Source organism: Ruegeria sp. CI1 (assembly GCF_056536925.1).
This window is the reverse complement of the sequence record NZ_JBQFQP010000008.1, coordinates 151038-172094: the sequence shown is the minus strand read 5'-3', so window position 1 is coordinate 172094 and position 21057 is coordinate 151038. Positions and strand designations below refer to the sequence as shown.

Below are 21057 nucleotides of genomic sequence, written 5' to 3'. Positions count from 1 at the left end.
CCGACCCTTAGTTGCTGTAGATACTGGTCGTGAAATAGTTCCCGGTGATCTTGTCATGAGTGCCGTCGGCCAGGATTGCCGCAATCCCCTTGTTCAAGGATTGGCGCAACGCGTCGTCGCCTTTGCGCACACCCGCACCAACACCCTTGCCGAGAATGCTCTCGTCATTGGCAACCGCACCCTTGATCTCACAGCACCCGCCCGCATCGGTTCCCACGAAATCCGCCATTGCGATGCTGTCAGCCTGGGTGGCATCAATACGACCTGCAACCAGATCCTGATTGGCCTCGTCCTGTGTCTGATAGACGCGCAGCTCGGAGTCCTTGAAATACTCCTGGGCATAGGCCTGGTGGATGGTCGACGCCTGAATCCCGACGATTTTCCCAGCCAAAGACTCCGGCGTCGGCTGAATGTCCAACGCCTTGTCCGCAACGATGACCGCCGGCGTGTTGTAATAGGGGTCGGAGAAATCGATGGTTTTCATCCGCTCTTCGGTGATCGACATCGAAGCCATGATGGCGTCGATCTGCTGGCCGGTCAGCGACGGGATGATGCCATCCCAGGCAACGGGCGTGATGACGCAATCAAGTTCAGCTGCCGTGCAGACGGCGTTGATCACGTCGATCTCCCACCCGACCCAGTTGCCAGAGGAATCCAGCGAGGCGAAGGGCGGATAAGGTTCCGCCGCAACGCCGATCTTGACCTGTTCGGCAGAAGCGGCCCCTGTTGCGACAGCAAGTGCTGCGGCGGCAAGCATAAGTCTGGTTTTCATTGTGGTCTCCCTGTTGTCAGGCCTGCGGCCCATTTTTTTCAGTCAATGCACTGATTTCAGAAACTGTTTCAGACGGTCCGATTTTGGGTTGCCGAACACCTCGGCAGGCGGTCCCTGCTCCTCGATGCGGCCCTGATAAAGATAGACCACATGATCGGCGACCTCGCGCGCGAACTTCATCTCGTGCGTCACCAAAAGCATCGTGCGGCCCTCGGCGGCCAGATCCCTGATCACCGTCAGCACTTCTCCGACCAGTTCGGGATCTAGCGCAGAGGTCGGCTCGTCGAACAACATCACGCTGGGATCGACGGCCAGCGCGCGGGCAATCGCGGCGCGTTGCTGCTGTCCGCCCGACAGGAACGAGGGGAAAACATCCGCCTTGTCGCCCAGGCCAACCCGCTCCAACAGCTCGTGCGCGCGTCGTGTCGCCTCGGCCCGCGGCACTTTCAAGACATGGACCGGCACTTCGATCACGTTTTCCAACAGTGTCCGGTGCGTCCAAAGATTGAATTGCTGAAACACCATCGCAAGCCGCGTCCGGATACGCTCGATCTGACGCCTGTTCGCCGGGCTGCCATCGGCGCGCATCTCGACGGTTTCGCCCCCGATGACGATTGTTCCCGATGACGGCGTTTCCAGAAAGTTGATGCATCTCAGCATGGTCGACTTCCCCGACCCGCTGCCGCCGATAATGGCCACCACGTCGCCCTTGTTGGCGGTCAGGGAAACGCCTTTCAGAACCTCGAGACTGCCGAAAGATTTGTGCAAATCATCGACACGAATGGCCTCTTCCGAGGTCTCGGCAATCGCTGCCCTGTCAACGGCCAAGGTTTCTGGCATGGTACGGCTTCCCCGCTTTTCCGCTTGTAGTAAGCCGCAACACCAGTAATTATGCAAGCGTATAATTACGTCGGTCATCAAGACGGAACAGCGCATGCCCGAAGAACGCCGAAAGTTTACGCGTGAAACGCCCGAGCAACGCAAGATTGCGTTGATCGAGGCCGCGCTCGAACTTGTGGCAGAAAACGGCGTCAGGGGTGCGACGGTGCGCGAAATCGCGGAACGGGGCGATGTCACGCAAGGCCTGATCCGGCATTACTTTTCATCAAAGGATGACCTGATCGTTGCCGCCTACGGGCACCATATGGACCGGATGACGGATCTCACCTTCGCCCCGGCCGCCGAATTCAGCGGGTCCGCAACAGACCGTCTGGCGATATTCGTTCGCGCCTCGCTCAGCCCGCCTGTGGTCGACCCGCGTTCGATCGCCTTGTGGGCCAGCTTTCTCAACAAGGTGAAAAACGACGCGCAGATGAAGGCCACTCACGAACGCACCTATGACAAGTTCCGAAACCGCCTCGAAGATCTGATTTGTGCCGCGCTCAGGGAAAACGGTCGGAACGAAACGCCAAGGCGGCTGCACCACCTCGCGACGGCCTGCAACGCGGTCATCGACGGGCTGTGGATGGAGGGCGGCGCACTGCCCGACATTTTCGACACCGAGGAACTGGTCGGTATCGGCCTTGAATCGGTCGGCGCCATTATCGGGTTGAAGCTTGAACAATGAAAGTACGACAATGAAAACCGCAGCAATTACAACGCGTCTGGCAGGGCTCGGTGGCGCCAAATGGGACGTCCATCAAAAAGCCCGCGAGATGCGTGATCAGGGGCTGGATGTCATCGAAATGACCATCGGTGAACCGGATGTTCCGACGCCCACCGCATTGATCGATGCCGCAGACCGCGCCATGCGCCGCGGAAGAACCGGCTATTCCGATGGCCGCGGCGAGGCCGGACTGCGCCGGGCCTTGGCCGAAAGGTACAGCCAAACGCATACCCGGCCGTTCAGCCCCGAGAACATCCTGTGCTTTCCGGGAACCCAGACCGCGCTTTTTGCCGTGCTGATGGGCGTCGCCGAACACGGGGACGAAGTTCTGGTCGGCGACCCGATGTATGCCACGTATGAGGCCGTGATCCGCGCCACGGGCGCGGACATGGTTGCCGTTCCGCTGCAAGCCGAAACCGGCTTCAGGATGCAGGCCAAAGACATCGCTGCGCGTATCACGCCGCGCACCCGCGCCATTCTGCTGACCACGCCCCACAATCCGACAGGCGCAATTCTGACCGCCTCCGACATCAGCGCCATAGGTGATCTGGCAAAAAAGCACGACCTGTGGCTGATTTCCGACGAAGTCTACCAGGACCTCGTCTTTCCGGGGCAGGCTTTTGTCTCGCCGCTGTCCTCGCCGGACCTGGTCGACCGGGTCATTGCCGTGTCATCGATATCCAAATCCCACGCCGCACCCGGGTTTCGCAGCGGCTGGTGCGTGGCGCCGGCGGCGTTCTGCGACGCGCTGCTGCCGGTCTCGGAAACCATTCTGTTCGGAAACCAGCCGTTCATTGCCGATATGACCGAACTGGCCGTCCGCGAAGGCTCCGCTGTCGCCTCCGGCATGCGCGAGCGGTTCGCAGCGCGCGCCGCCCTGCTGGCAGATCGTCTGAACCATGATACCAGCCTGATCGTTCATGAACCGCAGGCCGGAATGTTCGCGATGGTCAACGTGGCCGCGACCGGCCTGGACGGGAAAACCTTTGCCCTTGACCTGCTGGACAAGGCAGGCGTTGCCGTGATGCCCGGCTCCTCTTTCGGCGCATCGCTCGACGGCTGGATCAGGGTTGCCCTGACCATCGATGACGACACATTCACCACGGCAATCGACCGCATGATCGCCTGCGCCAAAAAACTGGGGCGCGACGCCGCATGACCCACGGAACACAGATGATGAACAACCCTTCCTTCGAATTCACCCATGCAATCACCCGCCGCCCGTCCGCAAGCGTCGTCAACGGTCTCAGGGCCGAAGACACCGGCACACCGGACCTCGCATCGATGCTGGCGGCACACGCCACCTATGTGACCGCCCTGAAAAGCACCGGCGCGACGGTGATCGAGCTGGAGCCACTGGATGCATTCCCCGACTCGGTGTTTGTCGAGGACACGGCCCTGTGCCTTCCGCAAGGCGCGGTCCTGATGCGTCCCGGCGCCCCTTCCCGTCTGGGGGAAGTTGCCGAAATGGCCCCTGCCTTGACCGAATGCTTTGACGACATCCACGAGATCAAAGGGCCCGGATTCATCGAAGGCGGCGACATTCTCGTAACCGGCCGCGAAATTCTGGTTGGCCGGTCCGCCCGCACCGACGAAGCCGGGGTTCGGGAACTGCGTGACATCGTGTCCGACTGGGGGCACAGCCTGCGCGAAGTGTTTACGCCAAAGGGTGTCTTGCATTTCAAGACCGATTGCTCGCTGATGGATGCGGAAACCGTGCTTTCGACACGGCGGCTGGACGCATCGGGCTGTTTCGACGGGTACCGGGTTCTTCATACCGCCGACGGCGAAGAAGCCGCGGCCAATGCGATCCGTTTCAACAATCTGGTCCTCTTCCCCGCAGGCTTTCCCCGCACCGCCGAGATGCTGGACCGCCAAGGCTTTGAGGTGGTCGAGATCGACAACCGTGATTGCGCCCGGCTTGACGGCGGCATGTCCTGCCTGTCGCTGAGATTTTCGGCCAGACCCGGGTAACCACACCGGGCGCACCACCCGGCACAAAAGGAACCGCCGCACCCTGCGGTCCACCGCTTGACGGACCACCGCCGATTGAATATCTCGAAATCACAGAGCGCGGGTATGGTGAAAAGGTATCACGCGAGCTTCCCAAGCTTAAGTTACGGGTTCGATTCCCGTTACCCGCTCCAAGGCTCCTTGATATTTCTCTCTATTTTCCACGCACTATCGCCCACTCTTAATCCGGAGCCGCTGAGGCAATTAAGCTGACATGGAAAAACCGGCAACGTCTGGGTGTATTGCAGAGCCTGAGCCCCAGACATTTCCCCAAACCTGAAAACCGAAACGGCATCCATCTTGAACCTGTCAGCATGGCTTCACGTTCCGGGGCCTGTTCACTCTCATTCTACAGCTCGGACAATTGACGACTTTCCACCATGTCCTGGGCTTGCTTGAATGCCGTTTGCGGGACGTGATCATGTGAAAAATGCCAGAAATGTTTCCGTCTCATTCCATCGAGAACACATTCGGCCACTGCGTCCGGGTCCATACCAGCCTCAATTGCTTCACCCACCACCTCCCGGAATGCTCTGGTTTTCTCTGAAACCGGAGCAGGCCTGTGCGCGTAGTCCGGGCGTTCTCCGGCCAAAATATGAGAGCGTGTCGCACCGGGACACAGAACCGACGAAGTGACCTTCGAACCAGACGCCCGCAAATCTCTTTCCAAAGACTGCATCAGGCCGACAACGGCAAATTTTGATGTGTTGTATGCCGCCAGAAACGGCACGCCATACAATCCCGACTCGCATGCAGTTGCAAGAATGTGGCCTTCGTTCTGGGCCTCGAACACTGGCAGGAAAACCTGTATCCCGTTAATAACACCCTACAAATTGACGGACAGAACCCACTCCCATTCCGCCATCGTCGTTTCTTGCACAGACGCGAACGGTCCCACACCGGCGTTGTTGTAAAGCAAATGAACAGCACCAAACGCGCGTATCGTCTCGTCTGCTGCATGCTGAACATCTTCCAGCTTTGAAACATCCGCGACGACGCAAATGGATTTGCCTGCAAGACCGGATGCAGTCTCTTCAAGGGCCGCACCGTTATGTCCGACCAGAACAAGGTTCATGCCGGCTTTTGACAAAGCCTGCGCAAGACTGCGACCGATGCCGCGTCCGGCCCCTGTTACAACTGCTGTTTTTCCCACGGTTTCCATATTCACCGCTCCATCTGGTCACGGGCCTGACAGCCACCGCGTGACACAGGCTGTCTACCGCAACAAAACATCTCCGAATTCATCGCGGAGCTTGCGCTTCAGAACCTTGCCGGTGGCATTCAGCGGCAAGGCATCGACAAACACCGCCTTGTCCGGGATCTGCCAACTGGCGATCTTGCCTTCGAAATAGGCCAAAAGCTCTTGCTCGGTCGGGTCTTCGCCTTCGGCTTTCACCGCGACCAACAGCGGGCGTTCGTCCCATTTCGGGTGTTTCACGCCAACAACCGCCGCAGTGGCAAGCTTGGGATGGGCCACGGCGATATTTTCCAGCTCCACCGAACTGATCCATTCCCCGCCGGATTTGATGATGTCCTTCGACCGGTCGCGAATGGTCATGTACCCGTCTGCGTCGATTGTCGCCACATCTCCGGTGGCAAACCAGCCATCCTGCAGAATTTCCTGATCTTCCATGTGGAAATAGCTGTCCAGCACCCAGTGCCCGCACACCATAAGGTCGCCCTGTGTCACACCGTCATGCGCAAGGTCATTGCCGTCATCATCGACGATCTTCAGATCAACCCCGAATGGCGGGCGCCCCTGGCTTTCGCGCAGCCGGTATTGTTCGTCGATCGGCAGATCCCGGTGCTTGGCCAGCGGTATGTTGGCGCTTCCCAGCGGGCTCATTTCGGTCATGCCCCAGGCGTGAACCGTATCCACCCCGTATTGGTCCCGGAATGTCGCAATCATCGACGGCGGGCAAGCCGACCCGCCAATGATGGTTCTTTTCAGGCTGCCCAGCCTGCTGCCCGATTTCGCGGCAGCGGCCAGCAATCCCTGCCAGATCGTCGGCACGCCCAGCGAGGTTGTCACCTCATATGTATCGATCAATTCGACAAGCGCCTCACCGGTCAGGTTCGGCCCCGGCAGAACCATGCGCGAACCGGACATCGCGCAGGCATAAGGCGACCCCCAGGCATTTACGTGGAACATCGGCACCACGGGCAGCACCGTGTCCATCGCCGAGTATCCGATCACATCCCGAGTGTTCGACGCAAAGCTGTGCAGCACGGTTGACCGGTGGGAATACAAGACACCTTTCGGATGCCCGGTGGTTCCCGATGTATAACAAAGGCTTGACGCGGTGTTTTCATCGAAACTGGGCCATTCGAAACCGGCATCCCCGGTTTCGATGAACTCGTCATAAAACAAAAGCCCCGGTATCTGATCGGCGGCGTTCTGGTCGCGCGGCCCCATCAGTATGAAATGGCGCACTTCGGTCAGCTTGTCGTGCAGCGCCGCGATGAGCGGTACAAAGGTCGCATCAAAGAATACCACGCGGTCTTCGGCATGGTTGATGATGTACACCAGCTGCTCGGGGAACAGGCGGGGATTGATCGTGTGACAGACAAACCCAGCGCTGGACGCCGCGAAATAGGCCTCCAGATGGCGGCGATTGTTCCAGGCGATCGTTGCCACCCTGTCCTGCGGTTCCAGCCCAAGACGCGTCAGGGCCGACCCCAGACGATGGGCGTTGACAGCAACCTCACCCCAACTTGACTGCGTGACACCGCCCGTGGTCTCGACAGACCAGATCTCGGTCGTCCCGTGATATCGTTCCGCGTGGTCGATCAAGGACGAGATCAGCAACGGCTGCGTCATCATCTGTCCAAGCATGCAAAATCCTCCCCTTCGGCATGGCGGTATTCACTCCGCCCCTGCCTGACATCCCTGTCCCGTGGTCCCGGCAAGACACACCGGGGCACACGCCCTCCTGCGTGGAACAGTGCCAATCAATCGATGCCAAGACAACCGCTTAGATTGGATCAGCCAGCCCGGTCGCTCCCGCCGCCTCAGTCCCGGTGCCGAAGTGCATAGGCAACCAGCGCCGCGGTCGAGCCGTCCTTGCCATCGGCGGCAGCCTCACCATCGACGATCGGCCCCAGCGATGTGGCCAGCTCCTTGCCCAACTCGACACCCCATTGATCAAAGGAGTTGATCCCGAGAATGATACCCTCGACAAAGACGCGGTGTTCATAAAGAGCGATGATCTGGCCCAGGACATAGGGTGTCAGCTTTGGATACATCAAAGTTGTCGAGGGGCGGTTGCCAGAAAAAACGCGATGCCGCGCCTGACGTTCCAGTTCCGCCCCGGTCAACCCCGTTTCCGCCATCCTCGACCGCGCCTCCTCCAGCGAACGACCACGCATCAATGCTTCGGATTGCGCCAGGCAGTTGGCCAGCAACAGCCTGTGATGATGTCTCAGTTCTGGTTCATGCCCCTCGGCCGCGACCATGAATTCGCAGGGGATCACGTCCGTGCCCTGATGGATCAACTGGTAAAACGCGTGCTGGCCGTTCGTACCCGGCTCTCCCCAGACAATCGGCCCCGACGGGAACGGCAAGGCGGTACCGTCCATGGCGACGGACTTTCCGTTCGATTCCATCTCCAACTGCTGCAGATAGGCCGGCAGACGCAAAAGCCTCTGATCGTAAGGCAGAACCGCACGGCTGGGGTGACCCAGAACCTGACGATGCCAAACGCCGGCCAGGGCCAGCATCACCGGCATGTTCTCGTGCCAGTCCGCCGATCGGAAATGCAGGTCCATCGCCTGGGCCCCGCGCAAAAAGGCGTCGAACGCCTGGGATCCGACGGCAATCAACACCGGAAGACCGATAGGCCCCCAGACCGAGTATCGCCCGCCAACCCAATCCGCGAAACCGAATACCTGCCCGGACGGAATGCCAAAGGCTCCGGTCCGATCCGCAGCGGAGGAAACGGCCGCAAACTGCAGGGCCGGATCGCCGCCGCCTTCCGTCATCCAGGCCCGTGCCGTACGGGCATTCGTCATGGTCTCGATGGTCGTAAAGGTCTTCGACGCCACGATCACCAATGTGCGCGCGGGATCCAACGGGCGCAGCGTATCCGCGATATGCGCGCCATCCACATTCGACACGAAATGCATCCTCGGCCCGTCATGATACACAGACAGGGCCGCCGTCGCCATGACCGGCCCAAGATCCGACCCGCCGATGCCGATGTTCACGACGTCGGTGAAACTGCCCCCCGCCCCTCGCAACGCGCCGCCACGTATCTTTTCGGCAAACACCCGCATGCGCTGCAGGGTTTCCAGAACATCCGGCATCACGTCCTGCCCATCCACCACGACCGGGCCGCCGTCGAGGTTGCGCAACGCCGTGTGCAGGACCGCGCGGCCTTCGGTTTCGTTGATGGCTGCCCCCGAAAACATCGCCTCGCGGCGCTCGGCCAGTCTTACCGTATCACACAGCGCCAAAAGACGCTTGCGGACATCCTCGTCGATCTGTGTCTTGGAATAGTCGAACAACAGATCGCCGGCAGCGACGGAAAACCGTTCGGCACGGTTCGGATCGGCCTCGAACAGATCCAGGATTTTCCGGTCCCGCGAATGTGCGGCGACACCTTTCAATTCATCGAACATCACCGCTCTCACGCTGCCCAGTGAATGGTCGCACCGCGAAGCACCGCGGTAATCGGGGCGTCTTCGGGAGGAAGCGACATCGCCCGTTCCAGGGCCTCGCGTTTTTCCGCCCCATAGATGACCAGATGTTTGGACAACGCCCCGTCCAGGACCGGCCCGGTCAGCGTGATCCTGGTTTCGGGCTGGGTCTGCGGGCGCGCCACGGCCAGCACCGGCGCGTGGTCGCCCATCGCGTCCATCAGCCCCGGCATTCCCGGAAACAGAGAAGCCGTGTGCATGTCCTCGCCCATTCCCAACACCAGAACCGACAGCGGCAATTCCGGCGCAAGCATGGCCTCAATGTCGGTCAGTACATCCTCTGGCTCGGAACCCGGCACGTATAACGGCAAAAAGCGCGCCGACGACGCGCGGTTCACCAGCAGACGTTCCTTGATCAGCCGTGCGTTCGAGCGTTCGTGATCTTCGGGCACGCAGCGCTCGTCGGTTGGCAGAACATGCACCCTGTCCCACTCGATATCCGCCGCGCACAGACTGTCGAATATCGGCCCCGGCGTGGTACCTCCGGGTACGGCAAATGACGCCGTTTCTTCGTGAAACAATACAGCCTCAAGCTCACCGGCCAGCATGTTCGCCACATCCATCGCCAGCAAATCCCGATCCGCATATTCCTGAATTTTCATGGCTTGATCCCCTGCCAGCGACGACCGTCGCGTTTCATCAACAGTTCGGCGTCACCCGGCCCGATACTGCCACAATCATAGGGTTTGGGCACATCATTTCGCGCCTCCCATCCCGCGATGATCGGATCGGTCCAGGCCCAGGCGGCCTCGACCTCGTCACCGCGCATGAACAACGTCTGGTTGCCACGAACCACATCCATGATCAACCTTTCATAAGCATCGGGCGGATCCTGGTTTTCAGGCCCCAGCGCTTCGGCGAAACTCATGTCCAGCGGAACGTCCACCAGACGCATACCACCCTGCCCCGGCTCCTTGATCGTTACCTTCAGCGTAATGCCTTCGTTGGGCTGCAACCGGATCGACAGAACATTCGCGTGGCGTCCGGCCTCTTCGCCAAAGATTGAATGCGGCGCATCCTTGAACATCACGTTGATGACCGAAGACCGGGCCACCAACCGTTTGCCCGTGCGCAGATAAAATGGCGTTCCCGCCCATCGCCAGTTGCTGATATGCGTGCGCAGCGCGACATAACTTTCCGTGCTGGAACGCGGATTTCCCACCACATCCCGATATCCGGTCAGCCCTTGTGCGGTCGCAAACTGCCCTCGCACGATGTGATGCGGCAAGACCGGATCAAGCGCGCGGATCACCTTGAGCTTTTCGTCCCGAACCGCGTCAGGGTCGAACTTGGCGGGCGGCTCCATCGCGATCAGGCACAAAAGCTGCATCAGGTGGTTCTGCATCATGTCCCGCATCGCGCCGGCGCGGTCGTAATACTCTTCGCGCCCGTCCACACCGACCGTTTCAGCAACGGTGATCTGAATGTGATCCACGTATTGGCTGTTCCACAGCGGCTCGAACAGCATGTTGCCGAACCGCACCGCCATCAGGTTCTGAACCGTTTCCTTCCCCAGATAATGGTCGATCCGGTAAATCTGCCGTTCCTGGAAATGACCCGCCAATGTCCTGTTCAAATCCCGGGCACTGGTAAGGTCATGGCCGAACGGCTTCTCGACCACGATCCGCGTTTGGTCGGTGACCATGCCATGCGCCTCGATCCGCTCGGCCAGCGCGCCGAACAGGCGCGGTCCGACCGAGAAATAAAAGGCCCGAACCCTGTCCGGCGACAGGCGCTGGGCAAGCTCCCTCCATCCTTCCGATCCCTGCGCCTCGATTCGCACATATCCGACACGTGCCAGGAATGCCTGCAGGGCCTGCCCGTCTTTCGCCCGCTCCCCGGCGTGGTCTTTCAGGAATCCGCCGACGAGTTCGCGATAGCCTTCATCGTCAAGATCGCTGCGCGCAGCCCCCAAAAGCAGCACATCATGCGGCCATTGCCCCGCACAAAAGCGCCGAAACAGAGCCGGAAGGATCTTGCGCCGGGCAAGATCGCCCGTACCGCCAAAAATTACGAGGTCGAACGGATCAACCGGAATAACGCGTGAAACCATAACTTGTCCTTAACGTCGATCTGGTTGCCTGTCCAATGTTAGCGCAATCATAATCCTGCTCTCTTCAAATCAAAACTCTGTCAGCACCTGATGGCCTACTTTAACTTTCTTCCCGCGTCAGGCTAGAACGAACCGACAAGTTCAACAGCCGGATGTGGGTATGAAAGACAACGTGTTGCACAAAGCAAACCTGGGCAAGTTCCAGGACAGATACGTGACAGCCGACGGACAAACCCGCGCGTCCGTCCGCCTGAGCGACCCCCGGACCCTGTGGTTCAATACCGGAACCCTGTGCAACATCGAATGCGCCAATTGTTACATCGACAGCAGCCCCACCAACGACGCGCTGGTCTATATCACCGCCGCAGAAGTGCGCGAGTACCTCGACCAGATTGCAGCCCGCAACTGGCCGATCCGCGAAATCGGCTTCACCGGCGGCGAACCATTCATGAATCCGCAAATCATCGACATGGCCCGCGCTTCGCTGGAGCGGGGATTCGAGGTCTTGATTCTGACAAACGCCATGCAGCCGATGATGCGCCCGAAAATGCGCGACGGGCTGATCGGCCTCAAACAGGATTTCGGAGACCGCCTGACATTGCGCATCTCGCTTGATCACCCCCGACCGGAACTGCACGACACCGAACGCGGCACAAGCAGTTTTGACAGAACACTCGAAGGCATGAAATGGCTTCGTGACAACGGGATTCGGATGACCATCGCGGGCCGCACCGTCTGGGGCGAGACAGACGCCGAAAGCCGCCAGGGCTATGCTTCTTTCTTCAAGGAACACGGTATCGACATCGACGCCAACGACCCCGGCCAGACCGTGCTGTTTCCCGAAATGGATGAAACCGTCGAAGTGCCCGAAATCACAACGGCCTGCTGGGGCATTCTGAACAAGGCGCCAACCGACGTGATGTGCGCAACCTCGCGCATGGTGGTCAAACGCAAAGGGGCGTCGAAACCGGCTGTTCTGGCCTGCACCCTGCTGCCCTATTCGCCGGAATTCGAATTGGGCTCCACGCTGGAAGACGCCGAGGCGGACGTGCATCTGAACCATCCCCATTGCGCCAAGTTCTGCGTTCTGGGCGGGGCCAGCTGCTCGGCCTGACCCCTAGTTCAGTTCCGGCGATTTCCAGTATTTCGTGCCGGACGCGCTCGCCGCGACGCGCCACCCCTTCTTGCTGAGCACGAAAAACGTCCGGCCATCGACGAATCTGGCCGCTTCCTGAGTGGTGTCGTCGCCGAACATCGCCCCGGTTTCCGCTGTCGCGTCGTATCCCTCGGTCACGAACTTGTCGAAATCCGCCTGCGTTTCGAACAGGATGACGAACTGGGTCTTGAAACCACCGATCCCCAGCGAAGCGCCAACACCGCCGGTTCCCATGTTCATATACGTCCGCCGGGCATCAAGCCTGGACACCGCAACGCCGCGCCCGTAACCGGCAGATACCGGGAACACGGTCACTTTGCGCGTGTCGAACGCCGCATATCCCTCGCTGATCTCGAACAACTGGGCCGCATCTGCATTCTCGGTCAGGAGCCTTGCCAGAATGTCGTCCGCCATCGCGTCGAGCTTCGCGCGCGTCTCCTCCGGCGTGGCTTCGTTCGTGACCAGTTCGGCGGTCGAGTCGACCGTGTCACCGACGGCCTCCGCTCCCTTTTCCAGCGCTTTTCCGGCCTTTTTGGCCCCGCGCCCCACGGCATCCGCTGTATTCTCTGCCCCCTTCTTGACCTTGTCCAGAAACCCATCGGCCATCACAGGACTGCTCAAAGCAGTCAAAACACCCAAAGTGATAACAAGTCTGAGCATGAATTCCCCCGTGATTCGACCAACAGTTCCCCGACAATACCCAACCCGGTTTCAAATTGGCGTTCTTTCGATGCCCGGAAAGAAATCGCAAAGCTGGATCAGGCAGTCGCTGACCCGGCGCGTGGCCTGCGCCCACGAATTGCTGCGGCCAACCCTGTCTTGGCCGGGGCCGGTGCAAAATCACCGCATTGGCAGGCGCTGCTTGGCATTCGGCATGCCCAGCACTTTCTTGTGCGCCTTGATCCAGTCGCTCAACTGCTTTTCAAATCCTGCAACGCTCTTTTCCATGTAACGCTCGATCAACGAGTTCGATTTTGCCACCTTGCAGTTCTTCAGGTCCTTGGACCGCAGCTGCGCCGCCACGCGCGCGCTCTTTTCTGCCGTCTTCATGACCAGCTGCAGCTGATTCCGCATTTTCGCTTCGGCCTGCAAATAGGCCTGTTCAGCCTTGCGCATGTCCTCGACCAGTTTGATCAGCCTGTCGTTTTCCTTTTTGAACTTGTCATGCTGCCTCAACAAACCATCCCCAACCTGAACCCAGGCAGTCCGGCATTTCTCGTCAATCCTGATCTGCGGCGTATGCCATAATGCATCCATCGAGTTTCCCCCCTCGAACTGGTTTCCGATCCCAAACGGCGGGCATTATGCACTGGTTGCGAAAATTGGCCAAATACACCCCTTCGCCGCGATCTGCTGAATGAACACTCAACCGCCTTGCCCCCTGCGACCCGGATACTCCAACACGCCTGGCCGCATGAGAGGTGGACAGATACACAGGATTGCATTATTTGAACACCTGTTCATATCCGGGGAGAGGAACCAGAAATGCAGCTCAGCACCACCGCCGTCATCGTCACCGGAGGGGCCTCGGGCCTTGGCGAGGCCACCGCCCGCTATTTCGCCGCAAACGGCGCGCAGGTCACCATCTTTGACCGCGATGTCGAGCGCGGTCAAAATGTCGCCGCCGAGATCGGCGGGCATTTTGCCGAAACCGATGTAACCAGTGAAACGTCGGTCGCCGCCGCCATCGCCCATGCCGTCGACAAGATGGGGCGGATCACCGCCGCCGTGAACTGCGCCGGGATCGGCACCGTCGGCAAGACGCTGGGCAAGGACGGCCCGCTGCCGCTCAAGACCTTCGACATGACGATCGATATCAACCTGATCGGCAGCTTCAACGTCGCCCGCCTCGCCGCCGCCGAAATGGCAAAGAATGAACCGGATGAAAACGGCGAGCGCGGTGTGATCATCAATACCGCCTCCATCGCCGCCTTTGACGGGCAGAAAGGCCAGGTCTCCTACTCCGCCTCCAAGGGCGGCATCGTCGGCATGACCCTGCCGATGGCCCGCGACCTTGCCCGTGACAGCATCCGCGTCATGGCCATCGCGCCCGGCATCTTTCTGACCCCGATGCTGCTGGGCCTGCCGCAAGAGGCGCAGGATCAGCTTGCCGCCGAGGTCACCTGCCCGCCGCGTCTGGGCCGCCCCGAAGAGTTTGGCCGCATGGCCGGCTTCATCGTCGAGATGGGCTATCTCAATGGCGAGGTCATTCGCCTCGACGGCGCGTTGCGGATGCGCTGAACGGTTCTGACGAAACGGCCCGGAGCTATGCTCCGGGCCGGTTTTCATATGTACATTTTGGACAACCGGGGTCTGAAACCCGGTACAATTCGCACAATCCGGCTCAACCGGCCTCGGCCTTCTCTTCCAGCATCAGCCATTCCTCCTCGGCTGCGGCCAGCTTTGCCTGCCGCTCGACCAGCGCCTCGGTGACCTTCTGAAACTTGACCGGCTCACGGGTGTACAATTCCGGATCCGACATGAACTCCTGCAACTTTCCGATCTCGGCTTCCAGCCGTTCGATCTCCTTTGGCAGCTTTTCAAGCCGGTGTTTTTCCGAGAATGTCAGGCCCTCTTTCGGCTTGACTTCCAACTTTATCTTTGGCGTTGATACCTTTGTTTTTTCTTCTTTTTTTACAGTTTCATCACTGCACTGCGCGATATAATCCGACCAACCTCCGGCATAGACGACGGCACGCCCGTTGCCCTCCATCGCGATCGTGGTGGTGGCCACCCGATCCAGAAAATCCCGGTCGTGGCTGACCAGAAGGACGGTACCGTCATAGTCGTCCAACAACTCCTGCAACAGATCCAGCGTTTCCACATCCAGATCGTTCGTCGGCTCGTCCAGCACCAGCAAATTCGACGGCTTCGCCATCAGTTTCGCCAGCAGCAACCGCGCTTTTTCCCCACCCGACAACGACTTGACAGCCGCCCTTGCCTGTCGTTCGTCAAACAGAAATTCTTTAAGATAACCAACGACATGCTTGGGAATACCGCGCACCATGACCTGGTCTGCCTTGCCCGAAACACGCATCTCCGGATCGCCTGTCAAACTGTCCCAAAGGCTCATCTCGGGATCAAGTTGCGCCCGGGTCTGATCGAATACCGCCACTTCCAGATTGGTGCCTGTTGCTACCGTTCCGTCGTCCGGTTCAACTGTCCCCAGCAACATATTGAGAACAGTTGTTTTTCCAACACCATTCGGTCCGACAAACGCGACCCGGTCACCACGCTGGACCAGCAAATCAAAGTTGCGGACGATCTGCTTGCCGTCGAAGCTTTTGCTCACGCCCTTGGCGTCAATCACCTTGCGACCGGATTTCGGACCTGATTCCAAAGACATAGCCGCAGATCCCTGCCGCTTGATCTGCGCTGCACGTTCGGCTCTCAGCGCCTGCAGCGCCCGCACCCGTCCCTGATTGCGCTTGCGCCGCGCACTGATGCCTTCGACCGCCCAGCGGGCCTCGGATTTGATCAGCCGATCCAGCTTGTGGCGCGCGGTGTCCTCTTCCTCCCAAACTTGATCGCGCCAGGCCTCAAAAGCCTCGAAACCCCTCTCTTGCCTGCGAACCATTCCTCTGTCTATCCAAAGGGTTGCGCGCGTCAGCTCACGCAAGAATGCGCGGTCGTGCGAGATCAGGACATAGGCCGCACGAGTGGCCTTCAACTCATTTTCCAGCCATCGGATCGCCTCGATATCCAGATGGTTCGTCGGCTCATCCAACAGCATCAGATCGGGGGCTTCGGCCATCAGCTTGGCCAGCGCGGCCCGTCGCCGCTCACCGCCCGAAGCGGTGTTTACCGCATGGGCGGGATCGAATTTCAACCCTTCCCCAGCGCGCTCCACCTTGTACAACTCGCCGGGCTCCAACCCGCTCGATGCATAATCCCCCAGCGTCGCAAAACCCGACATATCCGGATCCTGCTCCATGTAACCAACTGATTTACCTGGAGGAATAATGATATCGCCTGCATCCGGCTCCACCAGTCCGGCCATCATTTTCATCAGGGTCGACTTGCCCGATCCGTTTCTCCCCACCAAAGCGACCCTGTCGCCCGGCTGGATTACCAGATCGAGATCGGAAAAAACCGGATCACCCCCGAAAGTCAGGGAAATGCCGGACATCTGCAACAAAGGAATTCTCGCCATTCCCGCCAGCTAAACCGGAGCGCTCACCGCGTCAACGGCCTGTGCTTCTTCCTGTTCCAAATACCCGGCGACTGAACGCAACAAGCGCTTGCGCGACGCAGGGATCGCGCCGATTTCAAGCCCGGTAAAGACATGCAGCGTGTTCATGTACCGATCCACAACCGCGTGATCGCCAACCCAACCGCCCATCGCCAGATATGTCCTGAGCATTGGCGGCATCCTCAACATCGCCTGCTTCACATCCGGCCGCCTCCTCAGCCGCGCGGCAAACCGGAATACATCCGGCGACTTGACGCGCGGTAGCCAGCGTTTCGGGCCGAGGTGTCTGTCCTTCAACATGGCAAACGCATCCAGGTATTGCCTGGTTTCAGTGCCAGCAAACGAAGAGCACCCAAACAGCATTTCCACATTGTACCGGTCCACGAAAACCGCCATCGCCCCCCATGCGACCCGCAGAATATCAGGGTCATTCCAATCGGGGTGTACACAGAACCGTCCCATTTCAACCATACGTCCGGTGAAATCGTACAACCCCGAAAGGTCATAATATTGTGCGGAATAACTGCGATGAATGTCACGTCCGCAGTCAAGCGTCAGCATCCTGAAGCAACACACGATACGCCCGTTCGCGCGCATGTCCTCAATCAGGACATGTGTACAGCGTTGATCGAATTCGTCCTGATCCAGCACTTTTGCTTTGAACGCAAGACTACGCAATGCCTGTGCGTCAGCGACATCCCCAGCCGAAGAGGCACATCGCGCCCTATAACGTCCTTTGTCCACCAAAACCGTTTCTGCCAAGGTTGACTTCCCCGCAGCGCCGCCCGGATCACGTAAGCACATTCGCTGCGTCACGCAAGCGGCGACAAGGACAAATCGGCATAACAATAGGCCATTATCAGTTCAACGCGTTTGCCGGGTTGAAGCTTCCGATGCTGCCCAACAACTGACGCAGGAAGGTCTTGTCCTCCACGCTGGAACTGGTCACTCGACGCTCGAGCGGCACGACGATCCCATCTTCCAGCGTATAGCGCTCGATATTGCGTAGCACGCCTCGCTGGTCAAAGGTGATGGCTACCAGCTCCCGCGACACAACCTCGGGCTGTTTCGGGCCATAATGACGGAACCGGGACACGACATAATAATACCCAGAATCCTTCAACACCCCGGATGCCCCCGGTGCGCCGACCGCTTCGATCACGCTATCGCGGGTATCAACCCCAACTTTCAGTTCAGCCAGTTCGGCCTGGCTCGGAGCATAACCGTGCTTCTTGTATATCGGCGTACAGGCCGTGGCGACAGCCAGACAGGTCCCGAATGCGATCACCCGGATTGCCGGTGTCAGCAGATCATTAAACTTTACCATCCAGAACCTCTTGCCTTGGCGCCACGCGGCTTCTATCCGATTACAGAAACCAACGCGCCGGTTCAACACACGAAAGATCCCGGATGAGAGACCAGACACCCCTTCGGGTCGCCGACCTTGCCCAAAACACGCCAACGGAGTTCCACCTGCGTCCCGACGCATCTGAACTGGAACGCATCAGAGATGAAATGGACCTGTTGGGCTTGCGTAAACTGAGCTTTACAGGAGAGCTTCGGTCACGAGGAAAACGCGATTGGGTTCTTTCGGCAAAGCTGGGCGCAACCGTGGTCCAGCCTTGCGTGATCTCTCTGGAACCTGTCACCACCCGCATCGATTCCGATGTGCGCCGCGTGTTTCTGGCCGATTGGCAGGAACCAGACGAAGCCGAGGCCGAAATGCCCGAAGATGACGAGACCGAGGCACTGGAAGCATTCATCGATCTCGACACTGTGATGATCGAAGCGCTGTCTTTGGCCTTGCCACAATATCCTCGCAAGGACGGTGCCGATCTGGGTGAAGCAGTATATACGGAACCGGGAAAACAAGCCATGACAGACGAGGACGTAAAGCCGTTTGCGGGTTTGGCCGAATTGCGCAAGACGCTAAAAAAAGACAAGTGACATGAGGCCCGAGACCTGTCATAGCAGGCGCTCAGAAAAACCACTTGAACATGACGAGAATCGCAGTATTTTCGCGCGCTCATCGGATTTTGGGTTGGACATCGTGAGGGCAGTGCCCTAAACGCGCGTCACGCCACGAGAAAACGAAGAATGTAACCCGGCCGGCGGCAGATCCGCAGGCCCCAGTCAGACAAAGGTTGAGACAATGGCTGTCCAACAGAACAAAGTTTCCAAGTCGCGCCGCAACAACCGCCGCGCGCACGACGCTCTGGTTGCTGCCAACCCGAACGAGTGTCCGAACTGTGGCGAGCTGAAGCGCCCGCACCATGTGTGCGCGTCCTGCGGTCACTATGACGACCGCGAAGTCGTCGCTCAGGCCGACGAAATCGACCTGGACGAAGACGCGGCCTAAGCCCGTTCGAGTGCAGGCCACCACATGACGGCTCAGCCAGATCAGACCGGTTTCAGGAACGGACAGATCATAATCTCGGTTGACGCCATGGGCGGGGACGCGGGTCCTTCGGTCGTTGTGGCGGGCATCTCGATTTCGGCCAAGAAGAATCCGGAAATCGGATTCATCCTGCACGGTCCGGAAGAGCAGCTGCGCAAACTGGTTGCCAAACGGCGTGTCCTCGAGGGACGCGTCGTTTTTCGTGATTGTACCGATGTCGTCACGATGGAGGACAAGCCAAGCCAGGTTGTGCGCAACGGCAAGCAAACCTCGATGTGGTCAGCGCTCGACTCGGTTCGCGAGGGCGAAGCACATGGCGCCGTGTCCTGCGGCAATACCGGTGCGCTCATGGCCCTGTCCATGATGCGGCTGCGCAAACTGCCCGGTGTGAACAGGCCTGCCATCGCGATTCTGTTTCCGTCGCGAAACCCGCAGGGGTTCAACGTCATGCTCGACGTGGGCGCGGATGTTAGGGCGGACGCCAAGGATCTGTTGCAATTCGCGCTCATGGGCGCCTCTTACGCCCGCAACGGCATGCGCCTGTCACGCCCCCGGATCGGACTGCTGAACGTCGGCACCGAAGAGCACAAGGGCCGCGCCGAGTTAAAAGAAGCGCATGGCCTGATCGCAGAGTTTGCCGAGCAGGCAAATTTTGAATTCGCCGGTTTTGTCGAAGGCAGCGATATCACCGGCAAACGGGCCGATGTGATCGTCACTGACGGCTTTACCGGCAACGTGGCGATCAAGACCGGCGAAGGAACGGCCAGTCTGATCGGCGATCTCTTGAAAGAAGCGTTCAAATACTCTCCGCTGTCCCGTCTGGCGTCAGTTCTGGCGATCACGTCACTGCAGCGGTTGAAGAAAAGAATCGACCCGCGCCGCGTCAACGGCGGCGTGTTCCTGGGTCTGAACGGAACAGTCGTAAAATCTCATGGCGGTGCGGATGCGACGGGCGTTTCCGCAGCGGTTAAACTTGCGTTCACGCTGGCAAAGTCCGGATTCTCGGAAAAACTGGCGGCTCGGGTTGCAACAACCTCGGAGCTTGCCCAAGATGACGGTCAGGCAGCATCGCAGGCTGGACAATAACAAAAGGCGGTAACCGGGCATGGCAAGCCGAGCAGTAGTAGTAGGTGTCGGGCATTATTTGCCGGAACGCGTGGTCCCAAATTCGGAATTCGAAGTGACACTGGACACGTCGGACGAGTGGATTCGCACCCGCTCGGGGATCGAGCGCCGTCATTTTGCCGCCGACGGCGAAACCACGTCGGATCTGGCGACTTGCGCAGCCGAGGCCGCATTGAAGGATGCGGGACTGACCGCTGAAGATATCGATGCCATAGTACTCGCCACGTCGACCGCCGACCTGACCTTTCCATCCGCAGCGACCATGGTGCAGGCCCGTCTGGGTATGACCAGGGGATTTGCCTTTGATGTCCAAGCCGTCTGCGCAGGTTTTGTCTATGCGCTCAGCAATGCGAACGCGCTGATCCTGTCGGGGCAAGCCAAACGCGTGATGGTCATCGGAGCCGAAACGTTTTCGCGAATCATGGATTGGACCGATCGTTCGACTTGCGTTCTGTTTGGTGACGGCGCCGGGGCTGTGATTCTCGAGTCACAAGAAGGTGAAGGAACAGCAAAAGACCGGGGCATCTTGTCGACGGATCTCAACTCGGACGGACGGTACAAGGATCTGCTTTATGTCGACGGCGGAGTTGCAACACAAAACACCGGCTATCTACGCATGCAAGGCAACCAGGTGTTTCGCCACGCGGTGGACAAGCTGGCCAAAACCGCAGAAACCGCATTGGGCAAAGCTGGCTTGAGCAGCGCGGATGTAGACTGGATCGTGCCGCATCAGGCCAATATTCGCATCATTCAGGGCACCGCAAAGAAAATGGGCCTTCCAATGGAACGGGTTGTCGTCACGGTGCAGGATCACGGAAATACGTCGGCAGCATCCATCCCTCTGGCCCTATCCGTTGGTAAGCAGCGCGGACAAATCAAACCGGGTGATTTGATCGTAACCGAAGCAATCGGGGGAGGCCTTGCCTGGGGCGCCGTCGTCCTGAGATGGTAACAGGCGCGATAGCGCTTACACAGCCGCCCGCAATTCATTGATATTGACAGCGAATTTACCCTCCCCCTATGCTTTGCCAACAACAGGGGAAA

20 protein-coding genes, 1 tRNA gene and 1 pseudogene are annotated in these 21057 nt (G+C 59.2%); 10 read left to right on the top strand and 12 right to left on the bottom strand.

Features of this window, described 5'->3' with window-relative positions; all coding sequences use genetic code 11:
• Positions 1-7 precede the first annotated feature (7 nt).
• Positions 8-772: a transporter substrate-binding domain-containing protein gene (locus tag ACR0LZ_RS11675; RefSeq protein ID WP_480749978.1), complete on the bottom strand. Its 765-nt coding sequence runs from the start codon at positions 770-772 to the stop codon at positions 8-10.
• Positions 773-814: 42 nt separating this feature from the next.
• Positions 815-1612: an ABC transporter ATP-binding protein gene (locus tag ACR0LZ_RS11670; RefSeq protein WP_480749977.1), complete on the bottom strand. Its 798-nt coding sequence runs from the start codon at positions 1610-1612 to the stop codon at positions 815-817.
• A gap of 94 nt (positions 1613-1706) precedes the next feature.
• On the opposite strand from ACR0LZ_RS11670, the gene ACR0LZ_RS11665 reads away from it, so the two are divergent.
• From ACR0LZ_RS11665 to ACR0LZ_RS11650, 4 genes are all read left to right on the top strand, one after another.
• The gene (locus ACR0LZ_RS11665; RefSeq protein ID WP_480749976.1) at positions 1707-2339 is read left to right on the top strand and encodes a TetR/AcrR family transcriptional regulator; all 633 of its coding nucleotides are present in this window, start codon (positions 1707-1709) and stop codon (positions 2337-2339) included.
• 10 nt (positions 2340-2349) lie between these two features.
• The gene (locus ACR0LZ_RS11660; RefSeq protein WP_480749975.1) at positions 2350-3537 is read left to right on the top strand and encodes a pyridoxal phosphate-dependent aminotransferase; all 1188 of its coding nucleotides are present in this window, start codon (positions 2350-2352) and stop codon (positions 3535-3537) included.
• Positions 3538-3554: 17 nt separating this feature from the next.
• A complete protein-coding gene (locus tag ACR0LZ_RS11655) occupies positions 3555-4352 on the top strand; it encodes a dimethylarginine dimethylaminohydrolase family protein (RefSeq protein WP_480749974.1) in 798 nt (265 codons plus the stop codon).
• Positions 4353-4451: 99 nt separating this feature from the next.
• Positions 4452-4525, top strand: a tRNA-Gly gene (locus ACR0LZ_RS11650).
• A gap of 215 nt (positions 4526-4740) precedes the next feature.
• Here the strand turns inward: ACR0LZ_RS11650 and ACR0LZ_RS11645 are convergent.
• From ACR0LZ_RS11645 to zwf, 5 genes and pseudogenes are all read right to left on the bottom strand, one after another.
• Positions 4741-5553: pseudogene (locus ACR0LZ_RS11645) on the bottom strand (SDR family oxidoreductase).
• A 54-nt stretch (positions 5554-5607) separates the two neighbouring features.
• Positions 5608-7227 (bottom strand): long-chain-fatty-acid--CoA ligase, encoded by a 1620-nt coding sequence (locus tag ACR0LZ_RS11640; protein ID WP_480749973.1) that lies wholly within the window; start codon positions 7225-7227, stop codon positions 5608-5610.
• Positions 7228-7403: 176 nt separating this feature from the next.
• Positions 7404-9011: a glucose-6-phosphate isomerase gene (gene pgi, locus ACR0LZ_RS11635; RefSeq protein ID WP_480749972.1), complete on the bottom strand. Its 1608-nt coding sequence runs from the start codon at positions 9009-9011 to the stop codon at positions 7404-7406.
• An 8-nt stretch (positions 9012-9019) separates the two neighbouring features.
• Positions 9020-9691 (bottom strand): 6-phosphogluconolactonase, encoded by a 672-nt coding sequence (gene pgl / locus ACR0LZ_RS11630; protein WP_480749971.1) that lies wholly within the window; start codon positions 9689-9691, stop codon positions 9020-9022.
• Positions 9688-11142, bottom strand: coding sequence for a glucose-6-phosphate dehydrogenase (gene zwf / locus ACR0LZ_RS11625; RefSeq protein ID WP_480749970.1), 1455 nt, complete (start codon positions 11140-11142; stop codon positions 9688-9690). Before zwf ends, pgl begins: the two co-directional genes overlap by 4 nt.
• 160 nt (positions 11143-11302) lie before the next feature.
• Between zwf and ACR0LZ_RS11620 the strand changes: the two genes are divergently transcribed.
• Positions 11303-12256 (top strand): radical SAM protein, encoded by a 954-nt coding sequence (locus ACR0LZ_RS11620; protein ID WP_480749969.1) that lies wholly within the window; start codon positions 11303-11305, stop codon positions 12254-12256.
• Positions 12257-12259: 3 nt separating this feature from the next.
• On the opposite strand, the gene ACR0LZ_RS11615 is transcribed toward ACR0LZ_RS11620, so the two are convergent.
• Together ACR0LZ_RS11615 and ACR0LZ_RS11610 are read right to left on the bottom strand one after the other, a co-directional pair.
• The gene (locus ACR0LZ_RS11615) at positions 12260-12958 is read right to left on the bottom strand and encodes a lipid-binding SYLF domain-containing protein (RefSeq protein WP_480749968.1); all 699 of its coding nucleotides are present in this window, start codon (positions 12956-12958) and stop codon (positions 12260-12262) included.
• 180 nt (positions 12959-13138) lie between these two features.
• Positions 13139-13555 (bottom strand): hypothetical protein, encoded by a 417-nt coding sequence (locus tag ACR0LZ_RS11610; protein WP_480749967.1) that lies wholly within the window; start codon positions 13553-13555, stop codon positions 13139-13141.
• A 228-nt stretch (positions 13556-13783) separates the two neighbouring features.
• On the opposite strand from ACR0LZ_RS11610, the gene ACR0LZ_RS11605 reads away from it, so the two are divergent.
• On the top strand, positions 13784-14539 hold the full coding sequence (locus ACR0LZ_RS11605) for an SDR family NAD(P)-dependent oxidoreductase (protein ID WP_480749966.1): 756 nt from the start codon (positions 13784-13786) through the stop codon (positions 14537-14539).
• 103 nt (positions 14540-14642) lie between these two features.
• Here the strand turns inward: ACR0LZ_RS11605 and ACR0LZ_RS11600 are convergent, their stop codons facing one another.
• Genes ACR0LZ_RS11600 through ACR0LZ_RS11590 form a run of 3 tightly spaced genes read right to left on the bottom strand, consistent with a single transcriptional unit; the run spans position 14643 to position 17817 of the window.
• Entirely contained in the window at positions 14643-16451 is a 1809-nt protein-coding gene (locus ACR0LZ_RS11600) for an ABC-F family ATP-binding cassette domain-containing protein (RefSeq protein ID WP_480749965.1), read from the bottom strand.
• A gap of 9 nt (positions 16452-16460) precedes the next feature.
• Entirely contained in the window at positions 16461-17294 is an 834-nt protein-coding gene (locus tag ACR0LZ_RS11595; protein ID WP_480749964.1) for a GNAT family N-acetyltransferase, read from the bottom strand.
• 55 nt (positions 17295-17349) lie between these two features.
• Positions 17350-17817 (bottom strand): outer membrane protein assembly factor BamE, encoded by a 468-nt coding sequence (locus ACR0LZ_RS11590; protein WP_480749963.1) that lies wholly within the window; start codon positions 17815-17817, stop codon positions 17350-17352.
• Positions 17818-17900: 83 nt separating this feature from the next.
• Here ACR0LZ_RS11590 and ACR0LZ_RS11585 point away from each other — a divergent pair, with 83 nt between their 5' ends.
• The 4 genes from ACR0LZ_RS11585 (at position 17901) to ACR0LZ_RS11570 (ending at position 20965) form a co-directional block, all read left to right on the top strand.
• The gene (locus ACR0LZ_RS11585; RefSeq protein ID WP_480749962.1) at positions 17901-18437 is read left to right on the top strand and encodes a YceD family protein; all 537 of its coding nucleotides are present in this window, start codon (positions 17901-17903) and stop codon (positions 18435-18437) included.
• A 205-nt stretch (positions 18438-18642) separates the two neighbouring features.
• Positions 18643-18849: a 50S ribosomal protein L32 gene (gene rpmF, locus ACR0LZ_RS11580; protein ID WP_008756996.1), complete on the top strand. Its 207-nt coding sequence runs from the start codon at positions 18643-18645 to the stop codon at positions 18847-18849.
• Between the two features lie 24 nt (positions 18850-18873).
• Positions 18874-19974 carry a phosphate acyltransferase PlsX gene (gene plsX / locus ACR0LZ_RS11575; protein WP_480749961.1) on the top strand — a complete coding sequence of 367 codons (1101 nt, stop codon included), beginning with the start codon at positions 18874-18876 and terminating at the stop codon, positions 19972-19974.
• A 19-nt stretch (positions 19975-19993) separates the two neighbouring features.
• Complete coding sequence (locus tag ACR0LZ_RS11570) at positions 19994-20965, top strand: beta-ketoacyl-ACP synthase III (RefSeq protein ID WP_480749960.1); 972 nt, start codon at positions 19994-19996, stop codon at positions 20963-20965.
• The last annotated feature ends 92 nt before the right edge of the window (positions 20966-21057 follow it).

Bases quoted from the DNA above. Each gene is read 5' to 3' on its own strand.
- ACR0LZ_RS11675 (WP_480749978.1), bottom strand. From the start codon at position 772: ATGAAAACCAGACTTATGCTTGCCGCCGCAGCACTTGCTGTCGCAACA.
- ACR0LZ_RS11670 (WP_480749977.1), bottom strand. From the start codon at position 1,612: ATGCCAGAAACCTTGGCCGTTGACAGGGCAGCGATTGCCGAGACCTCG.
- ACR0LZ_RS11665 (WP_480749976.1), top strand. From the start codon at position 1,707: ATGCCCGAAGAACGCCGAAAGTTTACGCGTGAAACGCCCGAGCAACGC.
- ACR0LZ_RS11660 (WP_480749975.1), top strand. From the start codon at position 2,350: ATGAAAACCGCAGCAATTACAACGCGTCTGGCAGGGCTCGGTGGCGCC.
- ACR0LZ_RS11655 (WP_480749974.1), top strand. From the start codon at position 3,555: ATGAACAACCCTTCCTTCGAATTCACCCATGCAATCACCCGCCGCCCG.
- ACR0LZ_RS11640 (WP_480749973.1), bottom strand. From the start codon at position 7,227: ATGCTTGGACAGATGATGACGCAGCCGTTGCTGATCTCGTCCTTGATC.
- pgi (WP_480749972.1), bottom strand. From the start codon at position 9,011: ATGTTCGATGAATTGAAAGGTGTCGCCGCACATTCGCGGGACCGGAAA.
- pgl (WP_480749971.1), bottom strand. From the start codon at position 9,691: ATGAAAATTCAGGAATATGCGGATCGGGATTTGCTGGCGATGGATGTG.
- zwf (WP_480749970.1), bottom strand. From the start codon at position 11,142: ATGGTTTCACGCGTTATTCCGGTTGATCCGTTCGACCTCGTAATTTTT.
- ACR0LZ_RS11620 (WP_480749969.1), top strand. From the start codon at position 11,303: ATGAAAGACAACGTGTTGCACAAAGCAAACCTGGGCAAGTTCCAGGAC.
- ACR0LZ_RS11615 (WP_480749968.1), bottom strand. From the start codon at position 12,958: ATGCTCAGACTTGTTATCACTTTGGGTGTTTTGACTGCTTTGAGCAGT.
- ACR0LZ_RS11610 (WP_480749967.1), bottom strand. From the start codon at position 13,555: ATGGATGCATTATGGCATACGCCGCAGATCAGGATTGACGAGAAATGC.
- ACR0LZ_RS11605 (WP_480749966.1), top strand. From the start codon at position 13,784: ATGCAGCTCAGCACCACCGCCGTCATCGTCACCGGAGGGGCCTCGGGC.
- ACR0LZ_RS11600 (WP_480749965.1), bottom strand. From the start codon at position 16,451: ATGGCGAGAATTCCTTTGTTGCAGATGTCCGGCATTTCCCTGACTTTC.
- ACR0LZ_RS11595 (WP_480749964.1), bottom strand. From the start codon at position 17,294: ATGTGCTTACGTGATCCGGGCGGCGCTGCGGGGAAGTCAACCTTGGCA.
- ACR0LZ_RS11590 (WP_480749963.1), bottom strand. From the start codon at position 17,817: ATGGTAAAGTTTAATGATCTGCTGACACCGGCAATCCGGGTGATCGCA.
- ACR0LZ_RS11585 (WP_480749962.1), top strand. From the start codon at position 17,901: ATGAGAGACCAGACACCCCTTCGGGTCGCCGACCTTGCCCAAAACACG.
- rpmF (WP_008756996.1), top strand. From the start codon at position 18,643: ATGGCTGTCCAACAGAACAAAGTTTCCAAGTCGCGCCGCAACAACCGC.
- plsX (WP_480749961.1), top strand. From the start codon at position 18,874: ATGACGGCTCAGCCAGATCAGACCGGTTTCAGGAACGGACAGATCATA.
- ACR0LZ_RS11570 (WP_480749960.1), top strand. From the start codon at position 19,994: ATGGCAAGCCGAGCAGTAGTAGTAGGTGTCGGGCATTATTTGCCGGAA.